At 64.3% G+C, this 21,592-nt stretch carries 23 protein-coding genes; 11 read left to right on the plus strand and 12 right to left on the minus strand.

The window, feature by feature from the left end; translation table 11 throughout:
* Positions 1-11: 11 nt before the first annotated feature.
* Complete coding sequence (locus AC1DPF_RS14850; RefSeq protein WP_477962114.1) at positions 12-2,312, plus strand: TonB-dependent receptor; 2,301 nt, start codon at positions 12-14, stop codon at positions 2,310-2,312.
* 13 nt (positions 2,313-2,325) lie between these two features.
* Positions 2,326-2,625 carry a hypothetical protein gene (locus AC1DPF_RS14855; RefSeq protein WP_477962115.1) on the plus strand — a complete coding sequence of 100 codons (300 nt, stop codon included), beginning with the start codon at positions 2,326-2,328 and terminating at the stop codon, positions 2,623-2,625.
* 6 nt (positions 2,626-2,631) lie between these two features.
* Here AC1DPF_RS14855 and AC1DPF_RS14860 read toward each other — a convergent pair whose 3' ends face one another.
* Positions 2,632-3,096 carry a nuclear transport factor 2 family protein gene (locus tag AC1DPF_RS14860; protein ID WP_477869409.1) on the minus strand — a complete coding sequence of 155 codons (465 nt, stop codon included), beginning with the start codon at positions 3,094-3,096 and terminating at the stop codon, positions 2,632-2,634.
* A gap of 563 nt (positions 3,097-3,659) precedes the next feature.
* Between AC1DPF_RS14860 and AC1DPF_RS14865 the strand changes: the two genes are divergently transcribed.
* Complete coding sequence (locus AC1DPF_RS14865; protein WP_477962117.1) at positions 3,660-4,112, plus strand: response regulator; 453 nt, start codon at positions 3,660-3,662, stop codon at positions 4,110-4,112.
* Between the two features lie 128 nt (positions 4,113-4,240).
* The gene (locus AC1DPF_RS14870; RefSeq protein WP_477962119.1) at positions 4,241-4,435 is read left to right on the plus strand and encodes a hypothetical protein; all 195 of its coding nucleotides are present in this window, start codon (positions 4,241-4,243) and stop codon (positions 4,433-4,435) included.
* On the opposite strand, the gene glpD is transcribed toward AC1DPF_RS14870, so the two are convergent.
* The 8 genes from glpD to AC1DPF_RS14910 all read right to left on the minus strand — a co-directional run bounded on the left by glpD (position 4,432) and on the right by AC1DPF_RS14910 (position 13,018).
* A complete protein-coding gene (gene glpD, locus AC1DPF_RS14875) occupies positions 4,432-5,907 on the minus strand; it encodes a glycerol-3-phosphate dehydrogenase (protein WP_477962121.1) in 1,476 nt (491 codons plus the stop codon). The two genes, AC1DPF_RS14870 and glpD, sit on opposite strands and share 4 nt — an antisense overlap.
* 14 nt (positions 5,908-5,921) lie before the next feature.
* Positions 5,922-7,409 carry a glycerol kinase GlpK gene (glpK, locus tag AC1DPF_RS14880; protein ID WP_477962123.1) on the minus strand — a complete coding sequence of 496 codons (1,488 nt, stop codon included), beginning with the start codon at positions 7,407-7,409 and terminating at the stop codon, positions 5,922-5,924.
* A gap of 98 nt (positions 7,410-7,507) precedes the next feature.
* Positions 7,508-8,593: a type III polyketide synthase gene (locus AC1DPF_RS14885; protein ID WP_477962125.1), complete on the minus strand. Its 1,086-nt coding sequence runs from the start codon at positions 8,591-8,593 to the stop codon at positions 7,508-7,510.
* Positions 8,590-9,819, minus strand: coding sequence for a hypothetical protein (locus tag AC1DPF_RS14890; RefSeq protein ID WP_477962127.1), 1,230 nt, complete (start codon positions 9,817-9,819; stop codon positions 8,590-8,592). Before AC1DPF_RS14890 ends, AC1DPF_RS14885 begins: the two co-directional genes overlap by 4 nt.
* 57 nt (positions 9,820-9,876) lie before the next feature.
* Complete coding sequence (locus AC1DPF_RS14895) at positions 9,877-10,647, minus strand: TorF family putative porin (RefSeq protein ID WP_477962129.1); 771 nt, start codon at positions 10,645-10,647, stop codon at positions 9,877-9,879.
* Complete coding sequence (locus AC1DPF_RS14900) at positions 10,565-11,761, minus strand: S8 family peptidase (protein WP_477962131.1); 1,197 nt, start codon at positions 11,759-11,761, stop codon at positions 10,565-10,567. Before AC1DPF_RS14900 ends, AC1DPF_RS14895 begins: the two co-directional genes overlap by 83 nt.
* A 29-nt stretch (positions 11,762-11,790) precedes the next feature.
* Positions 11,791-12,414: a zf-HC2 domain-containing protein gene (locus tag AC1DPF_RS14905; RefSeq protein WP_477962133.1), complete on the minus strand. Its 624-nt coding sequence runs from the start codon at positions 12,412-12,414 to the stop codon at positions 11,791-11,793.
* Positions 12,415-12,421: 7 nt separating this feature from the next.
* The gene (locus tag AC1DPF_RS14910; protein WP_477962135.1) at positions 12,422-13,018 is read right to left on the minus strand and encodes an RNA polymerase sigma factor; all 597 of its coding nucleotides are present in this window, start codon (positions 13,016-13,018) and stop codon (positions 12,422-12,424) included.
* 131 nt (positions 13,019-13,149) lie between these two features.
* Here AC1DPF_RS14910 and AC1DPF_RS14915 point away from each other — a divergent pair, with 131 nt between their 5' ends.
* Genes AC1DPF_RS14915 through AC1DPF_RS14935 form a run of 5 tightly spaced genes read left to right on the plus strand, consistent with a single transcriptional unit; the run spans position 13,150 to position 17,237 of the window.
* The gene (locus AC1DPF_RS14915) at positions 13,150-13,557 is read left to right on the plus strand and encodes a cupredoxin domain-containing protein (protein WP_477869431.1); all 408 of its coding nucleotides are present in this window, start codon (positions 13,150-13,152) and stop codon (positions 13,555-13,557) included.
* Positions 13,558-13,568: 11 nt separating this feature from the next.
* Complete coding sequence (locus AC1DPF_RS14920; protein WP_477869433.1) at positions 13,569-14,279, plus strand: ferritin-like domain-containing protein; 711 nt, start codon at positions 13,569-13,571, stop codon at positions 14,277-14,279.
* Positions 14,279-16,048 (plus strand): carbamoyltransferase family protein, encoded by a 1,770-nt coding sequence (locus AC1DPF_RS14925; protein WP_477962148.1) that lies wholly within the window; start codon positions 14,279-14,281, stop codon positions 16,046-16,048. The genes AC1DPF_RS14920 and AC1DPF_RS14925 overlap by 1 nt, the downstream gene beginning before the upstream one ends.
* Positions 16,045-16,257, plus strand: a complete 213-nt coding sequence (locus AC1DPF_RS14930) for a DUF5989 family protein (RefSeq protein WP_477869435.1) — start codon at positions 16,045-16,047, stop codon at positions 16,255-16,257. Before AC1DPF_RS14925 ends, AC1DPF_RS14930 begins: the two co-directional genes overlap by 4 nt.
* A 2-nt stretch (positions 16,258-16,259) precedes the next feature.
* Positions 16,260-17,237, plus strand: coding sequence for a class I SAM-dependent methyltransferase (locus AC1DPF_RS14935; protein WP_477869436.1), 978 nt, complete (start codon positions 16,260-16,262; stop codon positions 17,235-17,237).
* A 127-nt stretch (positions 17,238-17,364) separates the two neighbouring features.
* On the opposite strand, the gene AC1DPF_RS14940 is transcribed toward AC1DPF_RS14935, so the two are convergent.
* Together AC1DPF_RS14940 and AC1DPF_RS14945 are read right to left on the minus strand one after the other, a co-directional pair.
* Positions 17,365-19,011: an AMP-binding protein gene (locus tag AC1DPF_RS14940; protein WP_477962137.1), complete on the minus strand. Its 1,647-nt coding sequence runs from the start codon at positions 19,009-19,011 to the stop codon at positions 17,365-17,367.
* A gap of 105 nt (positions 19,012-19,116) precedes the next feature.
* Entirely contained in the window at positions 19,117-19,977 is an 861-nt protein-coding gene (locus AC1DPF_RS14945; protein WP_477962139.1) for a TetR/AcrR family transcriptional regulator, read from the minus strand.
* A 132-nt stretch (positions 19,978-20,109) separates the two neighbouring features.
* Between AC1DPF_RS14945 and AC1DPF_RS14950 the strand changes: the two genes are divergently transcribed.
* A complete protein-coding gene (locus AC1DPF_RS14950) occupies positions 20,110-20,616 on the plus strand; it encodes a nuclear transport factor 2 family protein (RefSeq protein WP_477962142.1) in 507 nt (168 codons plus the stop codon).
* Positions 20,617-20,650: 34 nt separating this feature from the next.
* Entirely contained in the window at positions 20,651-21,247 is a 597-nt protein-coding gene (locus AC1DPF_RS14955; RefSeq protein ID WP_477962144.1) for a carboxymuconolactone decarboxylase family protein, read from the plus strand.
* Positions 21,248-21,362: 115 nt separating this feature from the next.
* Here AC1DPF_RS14955 and AC1DPF_RS14960 read toward each other — a convergent pair.
* The coding region (locus AC1DPF_RS14960; protein ID WP_477960652.1) for a transposase at positions 21,363-21,592 on the minus strand (230 nt) is incomplete at its 5' end.

A 21,592-nucleotide genomic window follows, 5' to 3' on the forward strand; every position in this document is an offset into this window, starting at 1 on the left:
GGGCGCAACTCATGAATATTGCGAGTGACAGGGGTATTTTCGTGCCGGCGTGGAAGCCCACTGATGGGATCTCGAAGCAATGGCGGTGGTATTTGATCATTCCGGTGAGTCTCGCGCTTTTTCCGGCATCTCACGCGTGGGCCGCCGATGCGCCCGGTGCCGGTACCCAGGCCGAACAAGTCGATGGCACGATCGTCGTTACCGCCCGCAAGCGGACCGAAAGCATTCAAAAGGTTCCGTCGAGCATTCGCGCCCTTGGTGCAGAGGAACTCACCAGGCTGGGCGCAAACAGCATCGAACAATATGCGGGGCAGGCTCCGGGCCTGTCCATTTCCGGCAATCGCGCCAACACCCAGTTGGTGATGCGCGGCGTATCCACCGGACCGGTGAATCAGGACCAGTCGGAAATTGGCGAGACCGTCGGCTACTATCTCGACGAGACGCCGATCGCCGTTCAGCGATTTACGCCCAATCTCGCGCTTTACGACCTCGAGCGTGTCGAGGTTCTGCGCGGTCCGCAGGGCACATTATATGGTGCGGGATCGATGGCGGGAGCAATCCGGCTAATTACGGCCAAGCCCGATACCGCCAGCGTCGAGGCCAGTGCGCGCGGACAGGTTGGCCAGGTCGATCGCGGCGGAACGAACGCATCAGTCGATGCGATGATCAACCTGCCGGTCGTCCAGGACATATTGGCGCTGCGCGCCGTCGGATTCTACCATCATATCGCTGGTTTCATCGACAATGTCGTTACCGGTGAGAGCAATGTGAACAGCGGAGCAACAAAAGGCGGACGGATGGCGCTACGCGCTACGCCAGATGAAAGCACCACGATAGACACGATGGCATTCTATCAGAAGACTACCTACGACGGCCGCACACTTTACACGAAAAGCGCAGGTTTTCTGAATACGAACGTGCCGTTCAATGAGCCTCAGCGTGACCGGAACCTGATCGTCTCGGCCACCTTGCGACACCAAATGAAGCCGTTCGACATGGTTCTTACCGGAGCCTATTTCGACAAGCGTTTGAACTATTCTTACGACGCCAGCCTGACCGGGGCATTCGTTCCCGGTGTCGGCGCGGCGTTTACGACACTGCCCTTGGCCACGCTGGACAGTGCTTCGCGACAAAAATCATACAACGCCGAACTGCGCTTCTCGTCGAAAGTTGATTCGGTGATCGAATGGACGATCGGCTCATTCTATGAGCGCAAGCGGAGCAATTTTGCCCAGCGTATTACAATTCCTGGTGTCGATGCACTGTCAGGCATAGACAACACCCTGTTCGGATCGGATGCGGATACTTTGCTGAAGAACGATATTGGGCTTAGACAGCGCCAGGTCGCCATTTTTGGTGAAGTGGTCTTGCCGGTTACCAGCAGGCTGAAGGCAACAGCCGGGGGACGGTATTTCGATTCTCGACAATCGTCCCATCTCGTTTTCGGAGGAATCTTCAGCGATCCTGGTACAACGAACTACCGTGCCAAGGAACACGGCTTCAATCCGAAGTTCAACCTCTCCTACGAGATCGATCCTGACCGACTGGTTTATGCTCAGGCCGCCAAAGGCTTCCGTCTTGGCGGAACCAGCGAACCCGTGCCTGTCTTCTGCAAGGGGGAACTGCCGAGCCTGGGGCTGACTGAGGCTGATATCAAGCCCACATACCGTTCCGACAGCCTGTGGAGCTATGAGGCGGGCGCCAAGACCGGATGGCTCGGAAGGGCGCTGACGGTCAACACCTCCTATTATCATATCGACTGGAAGAATCCGCAGCTTGCGCTGAAATTTCCCATCTGCGGATTCAATATTCTCGCCAATGGCGGTAAGCTGAAAGTGGATGGCGGCGAGGTTGAAATGATCGTCCGCCCCGCGCCAAGCCTGACCATCAAGGTTGGGCTCAGCTACAACAAAAGCCGGCTGGCCGAAGATGTCCAGCTCATCAATGCGCGGCGCGGAGATCGCGCGCCGTTCGTTCCGCCGTGGTCGATGAGCGGTTCGATCGATTATGAGCCGAGATTCAATGAAGGACTGAAGGGCCTCTTTTTCTTGGGTTATCAGGGAACGGACATCCGCAACACGCAGTTCAATACGACGCTTGGGTCGAACCGTCGGCTTCCCGCCTACGATCTGATAACGGCCCGCGCGGGCGTTTCCGCAGATCGTTGGGCATTGAATCTATTCGTTGAAAACGCCGGCAACTCGCACGGCATCACCGGCAGTTCATTCTACGGAAACTCGATCAACGCGCGCGAGCAGGTGGAGCCGGTTACGCCCAGGACAGTGGGTGTGGAATTGTCGGTGTACTACTGAGCCGGGAGTCCAGATGAACTTGCCGGTGATATTGGACGATGCCTGCGTCCGGGAACCGCAACGGAAAGTGGCCTCGCGGTCGCTTTCCGTTGTAGTCGCCACATATGTCTGTGCCTTCCTGAGCGGGCTCCTGGGAGAATCGGTCGCCTTGGCGGCTTTCCTTGCGGATATCATCAGGGAAAATGGCTGGAGCCGTGGCGAGGTCAGCGGCGGCGTCACTGCCCTGTTCCTTGGAATGGTCTGCCGGATCGGGTCCAGTTTTCCTTTTCTTGCCGTGATTTCCGGGTCGTCAGGTGATCTCCACCTGACGTGAATCATTCTAGAAACCGAAGTCGCTGAGGCCGGGATGATCGTCGGGCCGGCGCCCAAGCGGCCACCTGAACCTGCGCTGCTCTTCGGCGATGGGGTGCTCGTTGATGCTGGCATGACGCTCCCGCATCAGTCCATCCCCGGCAAACTCCCAATTCTCATTGCCATAGGCGCGGAACCACTGGCCGCTGTCGTCATGATATTCATAAGCATATCGCACGGCGATGCGATTACCGGTGAATGCCCACAGCTCCTTGATCAGCCGATAGTCGAGCTCCTTGTTCCACTTGCGGGTCAGAAAGGCCTGGGCCTCCTCGCGGCTGGTCACGAATTCCGCGCGATTTCGCCAGCGGGTCTCGAGGGTGTACGCCAGCGCGACCTTGGCGGGATCGCGGCTGTTCCAGCCGTCTTCGGCCAGGCGCACCTTCTCGACGGCGCTCTGCTCGGTAAAGGGCGGAAGTGGGGGCCGGGACATGACGGTTCTCCTGGTTGAAAGAGGTGAGGGGGAGGGCACGGGTTAGTTCGGTTAGAGGCGAGATGTTCTGCTGATGCCGGTTGCAGCCTGACAGAGAGGCGCTTGATGCGGAGCGGGATTCCTGTTGACACGTGGCGCTGCTAACATTTTAGTAAGTAAAGACGGCCCATGTTAAAAGTCAGCTGCCTCTTATCGAGAGTTCCCGAGGATCCTGGCAAAGGCTTGCCGCTGAACCTGATTTCGTTACCAGCGCGAAAGCGCTGGCTCCAGGCCTATTCGTAGAGGCTGAGCACATCGCATAGCCGCGGCCTCCCTGTGCTGCTGCACCACAGGCCGCTCGGGTTTACCCCCGGCCTGACTCTCTTCGGACAATTGCATCCATAATGGATTCAAAATCCAGGATCGATCTCTATTTATTAACTTTCGATGGCGATGTCTGCTGCCGCCGCTGGCAAGGGGGGGCATATATCTGAGCCGGACTCAATTTCTAAAAAAAGGGGGAGTGGATCTCAGTTAACCGTGGGACGGATTAAATGGTCTTCACTTGCAGGATTGGGTAGGAGATGAGAAAATCTCGATTGCCGGAAGATGCGCCGCAAGAATTCGCGCTTTCTGGTTATACCATCCTTGTAGTTGAGGACGATTATCTGCAGGCTAGCGATTTGGCCGATCTGGTTCGCGCTGAGCGGGGCCATGTGATAGGGCCTGTTCCTTCGCTCAATGAGGGCCTCGAACTTGTGCGCCGCGCCGAGGCAATTCACTGCGCCGTCCTGGACATCAAACTCGGGGAGCTGCTGGTCTATCCTCTGGTCGAAAGGCTCAGGCAGCAGTCCACCCCCGTCATTTTCATCAGCGGCTACGACCAGTCTGCTATTCCCGAAAGTTTTGCGGCTATCCCTCTGTGCCAAAAACCCATTCAGGCGCACGAACTGCGTGGATTCATGGTGCGTGCGCTTGCCGATCGCGAGAGTTTTCGCGGAGCGGGCGTCGCTCCCGGCGACCAACGACGATCATGAAAGTCCCCACGAAAGCCCAGTTGGTTACGAATCCGGAACGACTGGCTACGCCTTGGCAAGCTGATCGTCTCTGCATTTCGTGAAACCAATCGCCAGATTGTCCGTTATGGCGCGACTGGACCGTGGGGGTGTCCAAATTCATGGACCAAGCCGAACTCATCAACAAGATGCGCGGGCGCGTGGAACAGTGCCGGCGGCTTGCCAAGGGTGCCACCGACGCACGCACCGCGCAGATATTGAACCAGATGGCCGATGAGGGAGAGGCGGACATATTGCGCCTGCTCGACGAAGCCTCTGGTGATCGACAATCTCCGTCGGACTAGTCAGCCCTGTATCTCGCTGCCAGATACGCCTCGACGGTTGCCTTTAGGTCGCCGCCGCCGTGCAATCCAAGCTTTGTCCGGCGCCACAGGATATCGTCGGCAGTGCAGGCCCACTCCTCATCGACAAGATAATCGATCTCGGATGTGGACAAACCGCATCCGATGTCGTCGAGCCGAGCGGCATCGCCGAGTATCCGGTCGATGCGGGTGCCATAAGCGTGCGCCATGCGGGTCGCGTTTGCCTCGTCGAGAAAAGGCCAGCGCGCGCGGACGCCCTTGAGGAAGGTCGCGAAATCGCCGTTGGGGAGATCGCCTCCAGGCAAAGCGACGCCCGTGGTCCATGGCTTGGCCATCGGCGGCAGGAATGGTTCAAGCTGTTCGAGCGCGTGTTCGGCCAGGCGTCGATAGGTCGTGATCTTGCCGCCGAACGCCGACAGGATCTGCGGCGCCCTCTCTGCCCCCAGCCGCAGGACATAGTCACGGGTGACGGCTGTGGCGTCTTCGTGGCCGTCGTCGAAAAGCGGGCGGACACCCGAATAGCTCCACACGACATCGCCCGCGCCGATCTGCCGCGTGAAATAGCGGTTGGCGCTCGTGCACAGATATTCGGTTTCGTCGGGGTCGATGCTGGGGTGTGACGGATCGCCCTCGAAGGGCTTGTCGGTGGTGCCGATCAGCGTGAAATCGCCCTCATAGGGGATCGCGAAGACGATCCGCATGTCCTCGTTCTGCAGGATATATGCGTGGTCGCCGCCGAACAGCTTCGGCACGATGATGTGGCTGCCCTTGACCAGCCGCGGCGGGATTTCGGCGTGCGCCTGCGGCACCCCCTCCAGCACCTTGCTGACCCAGGGGCCGGCGGTGTTGACGATCGCTCGCGCCGACACGGTGCTTCCGTCGTCCAATGTCGCGACCCAATGGTCGGTCTCGCGGCGCGCGCCTTCGAAACGGGTACGGACACGGATGTCCGCGCCGCGTTCGGCGGCATCCAGCGCGTTCAGCACGACGAGCCGGGCATCGTCGACCCAGCCGTCCGAATAGACGAAGCCGTGGCGGACGGGCTTCAATCCGGCACCCCAGTGGCTCCTGTCCAGCCGCACGCCCTTCGACTTGGGCAAGCGTGTGCGGCCGCCGATATGATCGTACAGGAACAGCCCCAGGCGGATCAGCCAGGCCGGGCGCATGCCGTCGGCGAGCGGCATCACGAACCGCATCGGCCGGATCAGGTGCGGCGCGACATCGATCAGCGTCTCGCGCTCGGCCAGCGCTTCGCGGACCAGGCGGAACTCGTAATATTCAAGATATCGCAGCCCGCCGTGGATCAGCTTGGTGCTCGACGACGAGGTGTGCGCGGCGAGGTCGTCGCGCTCGACCAGCATCACGCTCAACCCGCGACCGACGGCATCGCGCGCGATACCGGTGCCGTTCACTCCGCCACCAATGACGAGCAGGTCGACGTCGGTTCCGGCCATGTGCGTTTCGCCCTTCAAGCGTTCGACCTCGATCGGGTTCGGTCGAGCGCCTCCTGCCAACCCCTCTTCATTATCATCCGCCGATCGTCCTTCATCATCGGTCTGAACGTCCGATCCTCCTTCCAGGCCGCGGCGATCTCCTCGGGGCCGTTCCAGATGCCGACCGCCATGCCCGCCAGAAAAGCCGCGCCCGCCGCGGTGGTCTCGATATTGGCGGGGCGTGCGACTTCGATATCGAGCATGTCCGCCAGAAATTGGCAGAACCAGTCGTTCGCTGCCATCCCGCCATCGACGCGGATATGCCGCGCGTCGCACCTGCCGTCCGCGACCATGGCATCCACCAGGTCGGCGGTCTGATAGGCGACCGATTCGAGCGCGGCGCGCGCGATGTGCGAGCCGGTGGCGGCGAAGGTCAGGCCGGTGATCGACGCCCGGGCATCGGGATCCCAGTGCGGCGCGCCGAGGCCCACGAAGGCGGGCACCATGTAGACGCCACCATTGCCATCAAGCCTGCTCGCCATGTCGTCGGTATCCGCGGCGCGATCGATCAGGCCGAGGCCGTCGCGGAGCCACTTCACGGCGGCGCCGGCAACGAACATCGAGCCCTCGAGCGCATAAGTGATCTCACCGCCGAGCTGGTAGGCGATCGTGGTCAGCAGGCCGTTGCTGCTGGCGACGGCGTCGCTGCCGGTGTTGAGCAGCATGAAGCAGCCGGTGCCGTAGGTCGATTTGACATCGCCGCGCCGGAAACAGGCCTGGCCGATGGCCGCCGCCTGCTGGTCGCCCGCCATGCCGCCGATCGGGACAGGCTTGCCGAGCAGACCGGACGTGGTCTCGCCGAAGATGGTGCTGTTGTCCTTGACCTCGGGCAGCAGGTTTTCGGGGATGTCGAGCATCTCGAGCATATCCGCATCCCACGCGCCCTTGTGAATGTCGAACAGCAAGGTGCGCGACGCGTTGCTCGCGTCGGTCGCGTGGACCTTCCCGCCGGTCAGCCGCCACAGCAGGAAGCTGTCGATCGTACCGAAGGCAAGCTCGCCCCGCTTGGCGCGGGCGCGGACGCCTTCGATTTCGTCGAGCAGCCACTTGAGCTTGGTACCCGAAAAATAGGGATCGAGGATGAGCCCGGTGCGCTCGCCAACCAGGGGCTCGTTGCCATCGGCCCTGAGTTGCGCGCACATTCCGGCGGTGCGTCGATCCTGCCAGACGATCGCCTTGTGGACCGGCTCGCCAGTCTTGCGATCCCACAGCACCACCGTTTCGCGCTGGTTGGTGATGCCGATCGCGGCGACCTTGCCGCCATCTGACGCCACCGCTTGCCTGAGTGTGTCGACGGTGTCGCGCCAGATATGCTCGGCATCATGTTCGACCCAGCCCGGCTGGGGATAATGTTGCTCGAATTCGCGACGCACCGTCTGCCGGGGCACGCCGTCGGTGCCGAAGGTCATGCTGCGCGTCGATGTCGTGCCCTGGTCTATCGCCAGGATGATGGTGTCGGCCACGCTTCCCACTCCTCGATCGCTGCACGCTTGCACGACGTTGGCGCGGCAGGGCCGGCCGGATCAAGTGCTGCGCGCCGCCGCGGGTCATCATTTCCCAACTATTCGTGGGGGACTTGGCGAGCTCGAGCGAAGCGGAAGCCTTCGGCCGCGAGGCCGGGTCCGAAAGCGAGCGCGATCCCCGTGCCTGTCCCGTTCTGTTCGAGCATATCCGCCAGAACGAACATCAGCGTCGCCGATGACATATTGCCGTAGCGGGCAAATATGCTGCGCGAAGGGGCAAGCGCCTCGCGGTTCAGTTCCAACCCCTGTTGCACCGCGTCCAGTATCGATCGCCCGCCGGCATGAACTGCCCAGTTGTCGATGGCGGACGGGTCGGCCGTGCCGCAGATCCGGCGTCGTGTCAGGCTGTCCTTGAGCGCCGCCTGGATACGACCGGGGACTTCACCCCCGAGATGCATGAGAAAGCCGGTGTCGCCGATCTCCCAGCGGATCAATTCGGCCGACTCGGGCAAATTGAGCGCGAACGGCGCGTCGATGTCGAAGCCCTCGCCCTCGGCCGTGACGAGCGCGGCTGCCGCTCCGTCCCCGAATTGCAGCATCATCAGCAATCGCTCGAGTTGCTGCTCGGCCTGAAGATGCAGCGAGGATAGCTCGACGGTGACGACCAGCACGCGCGCCTTCGGTTCCGACCGGACGATATGCCGGGCCGTGCGCAGCGCAGCGACCGCGGCATAGCATCCCATGAAGCCGATCAGCGTTCGCTCCACCTCCGGCACGCCCAGTGCCCTGGCGATGATCTGGTCGACGCCGGGCGCGACGAATCCGGTGCAGCTTGCGACCACCAGATGGCTGATCCCCTCGATCGGCGCCTTCGCGCGAAGGCTGTCTATCGCGCGCAGGCACAGCGCCGGCGCAAGGCGATGATACAGCGCCATGCGGCTCGACGTTGGCGGCATGGCGCCGGCATAGAAGCCCCCTGCATCGACCGGCGATCCGCCCCCGGGCGCAGGGGGGAGGACCGACCAGCGGTGCTCGATGCCGCTGCGGTCGGCCATCCGCATGAACAGATCGCGCGCGCGGCCATCGTGTAATTGGCGCTTCGCCCAATCGATGAACGCGTGATGCACATCCTGTTCCGGCACGGCGCAGCCGATCGCGTTGATGCAGGCTCTACCGTTTTTCATCGTCCATTCGACCGCAGTTCAGGCCGTGACTTGGCCTCGGCAGGACCATGCGAGGTTCGCGGCCTTCCCAATCGCGCCCAAAGCGCCCGCGCCATCGCCGCATCGCCGCGCGCGTCGGGATGACCGTCCCCGACAAGCCTCCAACTTTCATCGAGCGGAACGACAAGATGAGGAACCGCCAACCCATCGAGAACCATCCCCCGCAGGGCGCGCTCGCGGGGGCGTTCCGGTTGGAAAACCGGAACCAGGATGAGCGGTTCGGCACCGCGCGCGCGCGCCATCGCCACCTCCGCCTTTAACAGGCGGCGATCGCCCGCCACCGCCTCGGCAATGGCGGAGGTGCTGTGATAGGGAAACAGCACTCGGGCCAGATGGCCGAGCGCCCAGGTTGGCGAGGCGCGATGCCAGCGTCCTGCGCTGTCGATCCGCGGCCGGTTTCGATCGAGATCAGGCACCATCAGGCTGGGCGAAAAAAGGATGACAACCGCCACGGGTCGCCGGAATTTCGGCAATTCTCGCTGCAGATGGAGAAAGCCCTGGCCGAGGGAATAGGCATTGACCGCGAGATTGGCGCTCTGGATGCCGCTCAGCGCCTGCACCTTCCCTGCCACCGTGTCGCGCCAGTTCAGGCCCTTGCCGAACATGATCGATTCCCCGACGAACAGGATCGAGGGGGCCGCCAGGTCGAGCGCAGCGCCTTTGGCTGCGACACGATAACCATGGCTGTCGATGAAATAGGCTGGCCGCCAGGCATATTCGGGATCGGCCTCGCTGCGCGAGGGGATGTAGCTCCAGCCGACCGGGGGGTCGGCCATGCGCAGCGGTCTGTCGGTGGGGCTCCATGCGAGGCCACGCCGCCCTGATATGAGCTGCATGACCAGTTCGCTCGCGGGAAACGCCAGGACCACGGCCATCGCGATGATGAGCCCTCGCCAGACGGAGGCGCCGCGCCGTGCCCTGATCCGGTGAACGGCCAGCAGCAATGCGATGGCGATTGCGATCAGGATGAATCGTTCGACTTGCACGATCGCCATCAGCCAGCTGGTCGGCACGAGAATGTCGGGCAGCAGGTGACGGTCGGTCCATTGGTGGTTCATGCTGACGGCTAGCGCGAGCAGCAGCAGCGCTATCCCGCCGAGCAGGAGCTGCGCGGCCCAGCGGAGGGCGTCGGCCGGGCGGATCGAAAGGCGCCGGTCCGCTCTCGGATTGGCGAGGGTGAGAGGCATGACGCGGCACCGGACCAAGCAGAAACGGACCTTTGTGCCGCCAGCCGCGGCTTTGGTTCAAAAAGCGTAGGCCAGAGCGATCACCAGCGCGCCGTCCTGCCGGTCCCGCCCGCCATAGCGGGGCCGATCCACCACATAGCCGGTCCAGGCGGCATCGAGATCGACCGGTCCCAGGCGGCGGCGCAGGCCGATCCGCCAGTCGGTGGCGTCGCCGCCGCGCCCGTATGAATGATTCCGCAGGCGTGTAAGCCGACCGGAATGGGCGAACAGCGACCATTCGGGATCAAGGTCAAGACTGCCGTTCATTTCGGCATAGAGAGTCGGCTCGCCCTTGCGGAAATAGCCCGGCGACAGCGAGACCCGGGCCGAAAGATGCCGGCCGTTGATGCCGGCATAGGCTTCGGTATAGCTGCCGCCGCCGGGGATGGCCGAGTATTCGGTATAGCCATTGTGGACCATGCCCACCTCGATCGCTGTTGCCGACGACAGGCGGCGGGTGAAGCCCGCATATTGTCTGAACGACAGGGCTTTGAGACCTCCATGGTGCGTCGCGACGAACGCCGCCGATCCGCCGATGTAGAAGCCGCCATCGCTGTCATGGAACAGCTCCAGCTCCGCCGCGGGCCGGTGCCCACTGATCTGCTGTCCGCGCAGTCGCGCCTGGCTGGAGAGCGTCAGGGCTCCGCCCAGCTGTGCGGCTGCGGGACCTGTGGCAAGGGCAGTGGCGAAGAGGGCAGCGCTGAAGCTAGTCGCGGCTCGCCGACGCCATGGAGCCGCGGCAGGCGCCTTCGCATCCCGCCGCCTTGCCCTGCACCGAGGCAAGCGCATCGATGAGCCCTCCTGCCGTTTTGACGAACATGGATCGCCCCTGCCTATGTGTCTTCGCTTGCTTGATCAAGGCGACGAGCCCGCTCACATGCGCGGCCGCATAGGATGTTCCATCGACCAGCCCCCATCCTCCACCGGGCTGGGTCGTCGGAATATCCGCGACGGGCGCCACATAGATGTTCGCGCGCGCGCCCGGCACCGCCTTCCCGGAAACGGCGATGATGCCGGGCCAGGAAGCCGGGAAGCCGCCATCGGGACGATGCGGGTCATAGGCCGCGACCACCGAAGCGCCGCGTGCCATCGCCGCGTCGAGCAGCGTCGCAAGCAACCGATCCGATGGCCCGCCAAGACTGAGATTGATCACCGGCGCGCCGTGGTCGATGGCATAGTGCAGGGCCTTGGCGAGGCTCAGGCTGTCGCAGACCGCGCCGCCGCCGGACGCGCTCGTCTGCCAGCAGGCGCGCAGCCCCAGCAGGCGTGCGCCCGGCGCGATTCCCGCTATGCCGATCCGGTCGTCCGCCTGCGCCGCGATGATGCCGGCGACCGCCGTTCCGTGGGCTTCAGCGGCGAAAGCGCGGTCGCCGACGAGATTGACGTTGGCGGCGACCTGCCCTGCCAGATCAGGGTGACGCGCGTCGATGCCGCTGTCGATGACCGCGACCCGGATACCGCGACCCGTCGCCAGCCGGTGCAATGCATCCAGATGCCAGAGCATCCTGGCGGGCTGAGCCGGATAGAGCGGATCGTCATGCCCAGGCCCTTGCCCGTTTTGATCCCCCAGCGTCCTGTAATCATGCATCGGCTGCGACCAGGCGACGTGACCGTCCTTCGAAACCTCTTCCGCCATCGCATCCGCCGATACCCCGCTCGGCGCGCGCATCACGAAACAGTCGAGGTCGATGGCCGGCATCATCCAATCGGAGATCAGCGTCAGATGATGGTCGCGCGCGATGCGCTGGGCCTGCCGCATCAACTGATTGCGGCCGATCCTGTTGCCATAGCCTCTGCCATAGGACTCGCCGGCCCGGAAATGCGGCGGCGGAATGCGCAGCATCACCAGGATCTGCTCCCCCTCGGCGGCGTGGCCGACAACCGGCGCTGCGAGCATGGCCATCGGGGCGAGAAGCCGAAGGAGGCGGCCGATCATCGCGCCTGCCCCGCCTCGATCGGCTGGGCCAGCATGACGCTGCGCCGCGTCCGCAGATCCGCCAGCGCCGCATCCCGCCGCGCCGGCGAAACCGCCAGCACATAGGCGCCAGCGGCGGTGGGGCCGTCGACCAGCCGCGCCCCGGCGCGGTTGAGCGTGAAGCGCATCTCCTGTTCCACCGTGTCAGGCCGGAACATGACGATGAGAGTCCCGCTGTTCCGCGAAGATGGGGCGCCCAGGGTCCGATAGCCGGCCTGGGGAGCGGCGGACCAGATCAGCAGGACCGCGACGCATAGCAGCGCGGCCTGCGCCGTGGCGAAGGCCGCCAGTGCCGGCCATGTCGGCGTCCGCCAGGCCCTGGGCGGCCTCCGCTGGGTCTGATCGGGCGCGAGGCGGCGCTGCAGCTTTTCCCAGCCGAGATCGGCGCGGATCGGCAGCTGCGCGATTTCCCCCTTCAGCCGCTTTTCCCGCTCCAGCGACGCCCGGCATAGGGCGCAGGTGCCAAGATGCGCGTCCACCGTGGCCCTGTCGCCGTCGTCCAGCTTCCCGGTCGCATACCAGGGCAGCAGAAGCTCGATGGCCCGATGCGGATCGCTGAAAAAGGAGATGATGTCGGCCATGGGCTTTTCAGATCCAGTCGGCGAATTCGCCGGCGAGTTCGCGGCGCAGATGCCGCCGGGCATGGAACATCCGCGTCTTCACCGTGTCCCTCGGACAATCCATGATCTCGGCGATCTCGCGATAGTCGATCTCGTGAAAATAGCTGAGGTCGACCACCGCCCGATGTTCGGGCGAAAGGCCGGCCAGCGCATCCAGCAATGCCGCCCGCAACCTCCGGTCCCCGGCACTTTGTTCGGGCGAAGGATCCGGACTCATCCGGTTTTCCGCGAAGACATCCTCGACCGGTTCGTCCTGCTTGCGCAGCGCCTTCATCGCCTTTCGCCAGGCAATGCTGAACAGCCAGGTCGACAGCTTGGCCCTGCCGGAAAAACTGTCGGGACGGTCCCACAGTACCAGCAGCGTGTCGTCCAGCACCTCCTCGACCAGATGCGGCCGGCGCAGGATGTTCATCAGGAATCGCCCCAGCCGCGGTTGATAATCCCGATAGAGCGCCTCGAAGGCCTTGAGATCCCGCCGCTTGATCCGGGCGACCAGGCGCAAATCTTCCTCGGCGCGCATATGCGCCCTGATTTCTCCCCGGCCCGCAGTCTCGACGGTCTCCAAAGGCGACTCCTTCGCACCGCTGCATGAGTGTGCGCCCGCGGACTGCAGGTTCAAAATTTTTTCGCAAAGCGGTGAACCAGCCACGCTGGCCGCCGACACTCATGCCCGTTCAAGGCGAAGAGGAGGCAGGCATGTCTCGTTGGCGGTCGTTCACGGTGCTGGCTGCGCTCATCCTGACGTCATCGGCCGGGGCGCAAACCGCGGCCGACAGCTGGAGCGGCGCTCGCCTGCTCACCATCCAGTTGTCGAGCTTCAAGTTCGAACCCTCGAACATCATGCTGGAGCATGGGCAGCCCTACACGCTGCACTTCGTGAACAGCGCTTCGGGCGGCCATGATTTTGCCAGCAAGGAGTTTTTCGCCCAAGCTCGGATCAAGCCCGAAGATGCGACGAAAATCGGCGGCGGGCGCGTCGAACTGGGCGGAGGCGAGAGCGTCGACGTGCACCTGATCGCGTCGCAGCCTGGCAGCTACAAGGTGCGCTGCACACATTTCATGCATGGCATGTTCGGCATGACCGGGCGGATCGTGGTGCAGTGAAAAGCTGGCGCATGTTCATCGATCGGCTGATTTGGGCCGACCCGCGACGCCGGGCCCGCAAGCTGCTGCAATTTGCCGAAGTCGAGGCGCAGGGCGCGCGCGACCTGTTCCGCGCGGCGGAGATTGCCGACGACCCGCAGCTGCGGCGCCGTCTCTTCGCCCATGCGCGCGACGAGGTGCGCCATGCCGAACTGTTCCAGGCGCGCGGGCTGGCGCTGCGGCGGACCATCGCTGATCCCGGGCCCGACCGCGCGCTGGGCGACGGGCTCCTTCCCGGCGAACGCGGCTTCGACCGGCTGGTGGTCGAGCAGGAGCGCATGACGGGACTGCTGGCCTTCATCCACCTGTCGGAACGGGCCGCGTCCCGCGCCTTCGCCGCCTATGGCGCGGTGCTGGACCATGATCCGGAAACGCAGGCGGTCATCGGCAAGATCGCCCGCGATGAGGAGGGGCATATGCGCTATTCGCGCGCGGAACTCAGCCGCCTGGCGCCGGGCCATGCCCCTAGGGCCTTGTGGGCCGCGCGGCTGCGCCGTTTCTGGCGAGCCTATCTCCGCCTGGCGCTGATCCTCGCCGACATGATCTCGAAGATCATCCTGACGCTGCTCTATTTCCTCCTGCTGGCGCCCTTCGCCTGGGTCGCGAAGCGGGCGGCGCGACAGGAGGCACCCGGCTGGTGCGCCGCTACGCGGCCGCGCGACAAGGGGGGAGGGCAATATTGATGAAGATCCTTGGCATTTCCGCCTTTTATCACGACGCCGCAGCCGCCTTGCTGGTCGACGGCCTACCCGTGGCCGCGGCGCAGGAAGAGCGGCTTTCGCGATGCAAGAATGACCCCGCCTTCCCCCTGCAGGCGGCAGAATGGTGTCTCGACCATGCCGGGCTGGACCCCGAGCAACTGGACGCGGTGATTTTCTATGAGCGCCCAGCGCTCAGGTTCGACCGGGTGTTGATGACGCTGTTGCGTGCTTTTCCGCACAGCTGGCGCATATTCCCCAAGGCGATGAAGAATATGGTCGGGGAGAAATTATGGGTGCGGGGCATCATCAGCGCCCAGCTGGGAATCCCGACGCGCCGCGTCCATTTCACGGACCATCACCTCTCCCACGCGGCAACGGCCTTCCTGACCGCACCAACCGAAAAGGCCGCGATCCTGACCGCCGACGGGGTGGGCGAATGGGCGACCCTGACCGTGGGGCATGGCAGCAAGCGCACTGGCGGACCGGCGGAGATCAACCTTCTGCGCGAGGTGCGCTTCCCCCATTCGCTTGGCCTCTTCTATTCGGCCTTCACGGCCTGGCTGGGATTCCCGGTCAATGAGGGCGAGTACAAGGTCATGGGCCTTGCTGCCTATGGCACGCCGCGCTTTGCCGACGAGGTGCGGCGGATATTGCAGCGGACGCCGGACGGCGCCTTTGCGCTCGACCTCGACTATTTCGATTATCATCGGACGGTCGATTCCGCTTATTCCCGCCGTTTCGTGGGCCTGTTCGGCCCGCCCCGCGATCGTTTCGAGCCGATCGACCTGGGGACCGCGCAAGGACGGCATTATGCCGATGTCGCGGCCAGCGCGCAGGCGGTGCTGGAGGACGTGATGGTCGACATTGCCGCGTCGCTTCGCAAGGAAACGGGTCTTGTCGATCTTTGCCTTGGCGGCGGCGTTGCACTGAACGGCGTCGCCAATGCCCGCATCTTGCGCGAGGCTGGGTTCGAGCGGCTGTTCGTGCCGTCCGCGCCGGGCGACGCGGGCTGCGCGCTGGGGGCGGCGCTGTGGGCCGACCGCATCCTCTTCAACCAGCCGCATCGCGACTGCCCCGACCATCCTTTCTGGGGGCCGGCGGTCGAACCGGATGATCTTGCCCGCCTTGCTGCCGAGGACGGGCTTCCGTTCGAGCGGGCGGATGAAGCCGAGCTGATCGATAAGGTGGCCGATGCCATCGGGCGAGGGGCCATAGTCGGCTGGATGGAGGGGGCGGCGGAATTCGGCCCGCGCGCACTCGGCCATCGCAGCATCCTCGCCGATCCGGGCGACGCGGCAATGCGCGACCGAATCAACCGCGACATCAAGTTCCGGGAATCCTTTCGCCCGTTTGCGCCGGTGGTACCGGCCGAGCATGCGGCGACCTATTTCGACCTGTCCTCGGGTGGCGCGCGTCTTGGCCGCTTCATGTCCGGCGTATTCCCGGTCCGGCCCGAATGGCGAAGCAGCCTGAGCGCCGTCACCCATGTCGACGGCACCGCGCGCGTGCAGATATTGGAGGCAGAGTTGGCGCCGCGCCTCCACGCGCTGCTCGGCGCCTATGGGCGTCGGCGCGGCATACCGGTCCTGCTCAATACATCCTTCAACCTCGCCGGCGATCCGATCGTCACCAGTGCCGCAGAAGGCTATTCGACGTTCCGGCGGGCGGGCATCGATCTGCTGGTGGCCGACGACGTGGTCGTCCACCGCGATCGGGTCGGGCACCAACAAGCAGTGGAGGCTATCGCATGATCCGGCGCAAGGGACGCCTGCGGCGTCAGCTCATCATTGTCGGCAGCGCATCCGGCACGATCGCCGATCTGGTCCGCGGCATGTGGCACGCGCCGGGCGGTCGGCGATGGATGATCCCGCTGGTGGTCTTCCTCTGTTCGGTGGGCGTCATCCTGGCGCTGGCCGCCGGTGTGGAGGCCCTGGCGCCTTTCATCTATTCGATCTTCTAGCGATGGATCGCCGCGCGCTGTGCTTGCTCGCCTGTCCCGGCTGCGGCGGCTCGCTCGATGGCGCGCTCTGCTGCCAGGACTGCGGGGCGCGCTATGAGGCGGCAGACGGAATAGCCGATCTCCGCCTGCCCGGCGATGTCCGGACCGAACGGGTGAGAAGCTTTTATACGGTGGCGCCATTTCCGGGTTATCCGCCGCGCGACAGCATCGATTGGTTGCGCGCCCGTGCCCAGCGCAGCCAGTTCGCGCGGCTCCTCGATGCAGCGATCCCCTATGATGCGCGGATCGTGGAAGTGGGCTGCGGCACCGGCCAGATGAGCCTCTATCTCGCCCGGGGCGAGCGGATGGTCATCGCCGCCGATCTGTGCCGTGCCTCGCTCGCTCTCGGCCGGGCGGCGGCGAAGCGTCTCGGGGTCGGCCAGATCGCGTTCGTGGAGACCGACGTGCATCATCCCGGGCTGCGCGCCGGAGCGTTCGATATCGTCTATTGCTCGGGCGTGCTGCATCATACGCCCGACCCAGGCGTCGCATTCAGCCATCTGGCGCGACTTGCCCGGCCGGGAGGGCTGGTGATCATCGGCCTGTACAACAGCTATGCGCGCCTGCCGCACAGGGCGAGGCGACTGATCGCGCGGCTCAGTGGTTGGCGCTGGGTTCCCGGAGACAAGGTGCTCGCCGATCGGCAGCAGCAACCGCAACGGTATCGTGCCTGGCTACGCGATCAATATCATCATCCAGAAGAACATACGCACACGATGGCACAGCTGCGCCATTGGTTTGCGGCCAACGGCATCGACTATATCAGGTCCGTACCGAGCGCGCTGCTCGGCCAGGACGACGGATCGCAGCAACTGACCGATGCCGAAGAGGGCGGCTGGTGGCTGGAAGACATAGTGGCGCAGCTGAGCTGGATTGGGCGGATAGCGGCGGAAGGCGGCATGTTCGTCGTCGTCGGTCGTGCGGGATGCGCCCGGCTATAGCGGCAGTCCGATATAATTCTCGGCGATCGTCGGCGGCGCCGCGACCGACGATGCGATATATAGAGACCGGCGAGTTGCATGCGCCGGTCGTCTGAAGTGTTTCTTGCGCCCTGCGGCGGCCGTCGCCTCAGCGAGACGGCGTGACGGGTTCGCCATCGGCGCTGATCCGCTGCCGGATATCGTCGCGTAGCAGGTCCTTGCGGATCTTCCCGGATGCCGTGCGGGGGAGATCCTGGAGGAACTCGAAGCGTTCCGGGCATTTCTGCCGGGCCAAACCCGAGGCCCGCACATGCGCCGCCAGATCGGCGGCGGACACCTGCGCCGCGGGGCGCAGGACGATATAAGCGCAGACGCCTTCGCCCAGCCGGGCGTGCGGCATAGCCACCACCGCCGTCAGCGCCACATCAGGATGGGCCTGGAGCACGTCCTCGATCTCCCTGGCGGAGATATTCTCGCCGCCGCGGATGATCAGGTCCTTCTTGCGCCCGGTGATGGTGAGCGCTCCGCGGTCGTCCAGCCGGCCGATGTCGCCGCTGCGGAAGAAGCCGTCGGCGGTGATCGCCTGATCGGTCTGCCCCGGATCGCCATAACCGAGGAACATGCCGGGGCCGCGCACCAGCACTTCTCCGTCCATGCCGGCGGGCAAGTCCCGCCCCTCGTCATCGACGATGCGGAGCTCATAATCGACCGCATGGCCGTCGCTGGCGGCGGCAAGATCAGGCTCCAGGACGGGCGAATAGCCTTGCGTGGTCTGCGGCACTTCCGAACTGCCATAGACGCGATAGGCGCAGGGGTTTGCGAGCGCCGCATTGGCGGTGCGGATCAACTCGTCGGGCACCGCCGCGCCGCCGCAGGCGAAGCTCCGCAGGCTGGGGAGCGACCGGCCGGCCGCGTGCGCGGCCTGGCAGAGTTCGACCAGGAAGGGTGTCGCTGCGGTGGTGTAGGTCGCCTGATAACGCTCGATCAGTTCGACGGCGCGGGCGGCGTCCCATTGCTCCATCAGCACCGCCCGCGAGTCGAACTGGAAGGGCATTTCCAGTGCGCCGGCATAGCCGGTGATGTGCGTCACCGGTGACGGCATCAGGATCACGTCCCGCCCGACCGGCGACCGGTGGCGGAAGGTGGCGTCGAGCACGCGCGCCAGGCTATTGTGCGAATGCAGCACGGCCTTGGCGCGGCCGGTCGTGCCCGAAGTATAGAGGATCAGCTTGACCGAATTGGGATCGGCGCCGACGAGCGGATGCGTCAGTTTGCGCCCATGCTCGACGAGGTCGGCAAAGGACGGGCTGCTGCTTTGCGGCCGGACGAAGATGGTCTGCGCCAGCATCGGGAGATGCGGCGTGATCCGATCGACCATCCCCGCATAGTCGATCGAGCGGAATGCCTCGGCAACGAAGAAGATCCGTGCTGCGCAATCGGCCAGCATGTGCTGGACCTCGGCATCGCGGTAGATGTGGACGATCGGGTTGATGACGAAGCCGCCCAGCGCTGCCGCAAGGTTGATGACCGCTGCTTCCACCCAGTTGGGGGTCTGGAAACTGATGACGTCGCCGGGGTTGATGCCGAGGTCGATCAGCGCCCGCGCAAGCGCCTCCCCGTCGCCGAGCAGGCTGGCGAAACTGGGGCGGGCGGGATCGCCGAGGAACACCGGCTCGTCGGGCGTGGCCTCGGCGCGCAGGCGTGCCCATTGGTCGAGCCTGTGATCCTGCCATGAACCCATGCCGGCATAGCGGCGGAGATGGGCAGGCAACTCGGTGGGAAAGTGGATCGTCACGGCTTCGGCTCTCTATCGGCGAAGGGCCGGCGGGCCTCCATGATCCACATCGTTGATCTCCGGATGGTCACGGCGCCACCGCCAAAAATGCCAGTCGAGCCTCGATCAGCCCGTGATGGCGGGATCAGGCGAAGGCGCGGAGTCACCCGATAATAGTTCCATCGCCTGGCGCAGCAGCGCGAGCGTCTCCTGCGTGCGGTCCCGATTGGGGGGAGGCGGCACCGATCCACCCTGTTCCGTCGCGGGGGTTTCGGATGAAATGCCCGGCCTCTCGCCATCGAGATCCACGACCCCGCGTCTTACCCAGAAGTCGCTCAGGCATTCCTTGAGCATCGCGACAAGCCGCGCCCGCCAGATCGGCGCATCGGCGGGAAAGTTGTGGGAGGCGAGGCCATCGATGAAGATGGTGGTGAAGTAACGGCCGAGATGCAGTTCGTGTCCTCCCACCGCGGCGAGCGCGGGAAAGGTCTGGCGCGTCGCGCGATCGAGTTGCTCCTCATCCTCGATATGCAATTCCGCCAGCCGACGTCGCAGTCCCTCGTCGGTGCGCGCGGCAGCCTCCACATTTGCCATCGCGACATGCAGCGGATCGCGCGCCAGTTCCCACAATACCTCGACGCCGCGATCGAAGCTCACGCGGGTGGGGGCATCCGGGCTGATGCGATCGAAATAGCTGCGGCGCCAGGACTCATAGAGATGTTCGATCGCGGCGAACTTCAGCTCCTCGAGCACGGGGAAATAATATTGGATCTTGCCCCGCGTCATTCCGGTTTCCCGTGCCACGAGCGACATGTTCGTGCCCGCCCATCCTTGCGCCGTGAAGCATCTTACCACGGCATCGAGAATGGCCTTGCGGGTGTCGTCGCTGCCTTCGCCGGCCGCTGCAGCATCGCCGACGGCCGATGGATCACCTGATAGGAGTTCGCCGGGCAGCCTCTCGCCGGATTTCGCTTCGGTCCTGTCCATCGTCTCTCCGCAGGGGTGTGCTCCCCAATTTGCGAGTTTACCCGGTAGCCGCTTGATCGCAACCCATCATCATGCATTACTGCTGCTTGTAGACGATCCGGGACGAAACCGGCAACCGGAGTGGACGCCGACATGATGGCAGAGGACGCCACGACTCGCCTGCTTGCCGAAGCAGAGTGCACGCGATTGCTGCATGCCTATGGGCGCGCTGTCGACTGGCAGGACCGGGAGGGCCTCGCCCTGCTATTCTGGCCTGACGCCATAATCGATCTAGGCTTCTTCAAGGGCGATGGCGAGGAGGCGACGTCCTTCCTGCTCGCCAATGCCGCGCTGTCGCTGCGCCGCTTCCATGCGACATCGAACATAGTGCTGAGGATCGATGGCGACATCGCGCTCGCCGACAGTTGCTCGATAACGCATGCTGTTGGCGATGACGGCGCCGGCGGGCAGGGCTGGCAGCTCTTTTATGGACGCTATCTCGACCGGCTGGAGCGGCGTGCGGGCGAATGGCGCTTTGCCGAACGCACATTCCTGCTGAACGCCCACCATTCCGGCACATACGGGGATTCGCCCCTGCTGGCGGCGGTGCCCCGCGCCGACGATTTCACGCCTCACCATCCGTTGTTCCGCTTCCGCTGAGCGGTGGCCCCAAACGCCTCCAGGAGATATTGCGATGGCCCGCCTTTCCACCCTTCCCGCATCCGAATGGCGCGCCGATCTGCGCGCATTGGCTGGCGGCGATACGGCCAGCCCGACCGAGCAGGGGATCATGCGCATATTGGCGCATAACCCTGATCTCGCCAAAGGCGTGCTGAGCTTCGGCATGACGCTCTATCAATCAACGCATTTGCCGCGCCGGCTGGTCGAACTGGTGCGCCTGCGCGTCGCATTCCACAATCAGTGCCGCAGCTGCATGGCGATACGCTATGAATCGGCGATGGAGGACGGGCTGACCGAAGGGGCGGTCTGCTCGCTCGAACGGCCGCAGGAGTCCAAGGACCTGTCCGCGGCGGAAAAGGCTGCGCTCGTCTATGCCGATATTTCCTCGACCAACCATTTCGCCATCGACAATGCAACCTTTGCAGAACTGCGCGAGCACTTCAGCGAGATGGAAATCGTCGAGCTCGGCGCCTTCATCGCATTCTTCATCGGTTATGGGCGCCTCTCGGCCGCCTGGCACCTGGTGGAGGACCTGCCCGAGGGCTATCAGCGCGACGACGGCATGACGATCGCCCCGTGGAGCGAGGAGGCGGTTGCCGTGCGGGGCTAGACTCGATCCCGTTCAGATTGAACCGGATCGAGCCTAGATTTTGTCCGTTTTCCGTGATTTCCGAGCCGGCAGATGATTCCATCTGCCTCGAAATCACTCTAGGCTGAATCGACATTCAGCACCAGAAGCTGAGGGCAGCGAGGCATAGGCTAGCGAGATAGTTTTGCGGGATGCGATCGTACCGTGTGGCGATACGGCGTAGCTGCTTGAGTTTACCGATGGTCCGTTCGATGCGATTGCGCAGCTTGTACTTGACCGGATCGAAGGCTCGTTTGCGGGGCATGCAGACGCGCTGCGGGATGATCGGTTGAGCACCCGTTGTTTCGATGAAGTCGAGTATCGCGT

The organism is Rhizorhabdus sp. P4_G6 (genome assembly GCF_056401045.1).

Bases quoted from the DNA above. Each gene is read 5' to 3' on its own strand.
- AC1DPF_RS14850 (WP_477962114.1), top strand. From the start codon at position 12: ATGAATATTGCGAGTGACAGGGGTATTTTCGTGCCGGCGTGGAAGCCC.
- AC1DPF_RS14855 (WP_477962115.1), top strand. From the start codon at position 2,326: ATGAACTTGCCGGTGATATTGGACGATGCCTGCGTCCGGGAACCGCAA.
- AC1DPF_RS14860 (WP_477869409.1), bottom strand. From the start codon at position 3,096: ATGTCCCGGCCCCCACTTCCGCCCTTTACCGAGCAGAGCGCCGTCGAG.
- AC1DPF_RS14865 (WP_477962117.1), top strand. From the start codon at position 3,660: ATGAGAAAATCTCGATTGCCGGAAGATGCGCCGCAAGAATTCGCGCTT.
- glpD (WP_477962121.1), bottom strand. From the start codon at position 5,907: ATGGCCGGAACCGACGTCGACCTGCTCGTCATTGGTGGCGGAGTGAAC.
- AC1DPF_RS14885 (WP_477962125.1), bottom strand. From the start codon at position 8,593: ATGAAAAACGGTAGAGCCTGCATCAACGCGATCGGCTGCGCCGTGCCG.
- AC1DPF_RS14890 (WP_477962127.1), bottom strand. From the start codon at position 9,819: ATGCCTCTCACCCTCGCCAATCCGAGAGCGGACCGGCGCCTTTCGATC.
- AC1DPF_RS14895 (WP_477962129.1), bottom strand. From the start codon at position 10,647: ATGCGCTTGCCTCGGTGCAGGGCAAGGCGGCGGGATGCGAAGGCGCCT.
- AC1DPF_RS14900 (WP_477962131.1), bottom strand. From the start codon at position 11,761: ATGGCCATGCTCGCAGCGCCGGTTGTCGGCCACGCCGCCGAGGGGGAG.
- AC1DPF_RS14905 (WP_477962133.1), bottom strand. From the start codon at position 12,414: ATGGCCGACATCATCTCCTTTTTCAGCGATCCGCATCGGGCCATCGAG.
- AC1DPF_RS14915 (WP_477869431.1), top strand. From the start codon at position 13,150: ATGTCTCGTTGGCGGTCGTTCACGGTGCTGGCTGCGCTCATCCTGACG.
- AC1DPF_RS14920 (WP_477869433.1), top strand. From the start codon at position 13,569: ATGTTCATCGATCGGCTGATTTGGGCCGACCCGCGACGCCGGGCCCGC.
- AC1DPF_RS14925 (WP_477962148.1), top strand. From the start codon at position 14,279: ATGAAGATCCTTGGCATTTCCGCCTTTTATCACGACGCCGCAGCCGCC.
- AC1DPF_RS14930 (WP_477869435.1), top strand. From the start codon at position 16,045: ATGATCCGGCGCAAGGGACGCCTGCGGCGTCAGCTCATCATTGTCGGC.
- AC1DPF_RS14935 (WP_477869436.1), top strand. From the start codon at position 16,260: ATGGATCGCCGCGCGCTGTGCTTGCTCGCCTGTCCCGGCTGCGGCGGC.
- AC1DPF_RS14945 (WP_477962139.1), bottom strand. From the start codon at position 19,977: ATGGACAGGACCGAAGCGAAATCCGGCGAGAGGCTGCCCGGCGAACTC.
- AC1DPF_RS14950 (WP_477962142.1), top strand. From the start codon at position 20,110: ATGATGGCAGAGGACGCCACGACTCGCCTGCTTGCCGAAGCAGAGTGC.
- AC1DPF_RS14955 (WP_477962144.1), top strand. From the start codon at position 20,651: ATGGCCCGCCTTTCCACCCTTCCCGCATCCGAATGGCGCGCCGATCTG.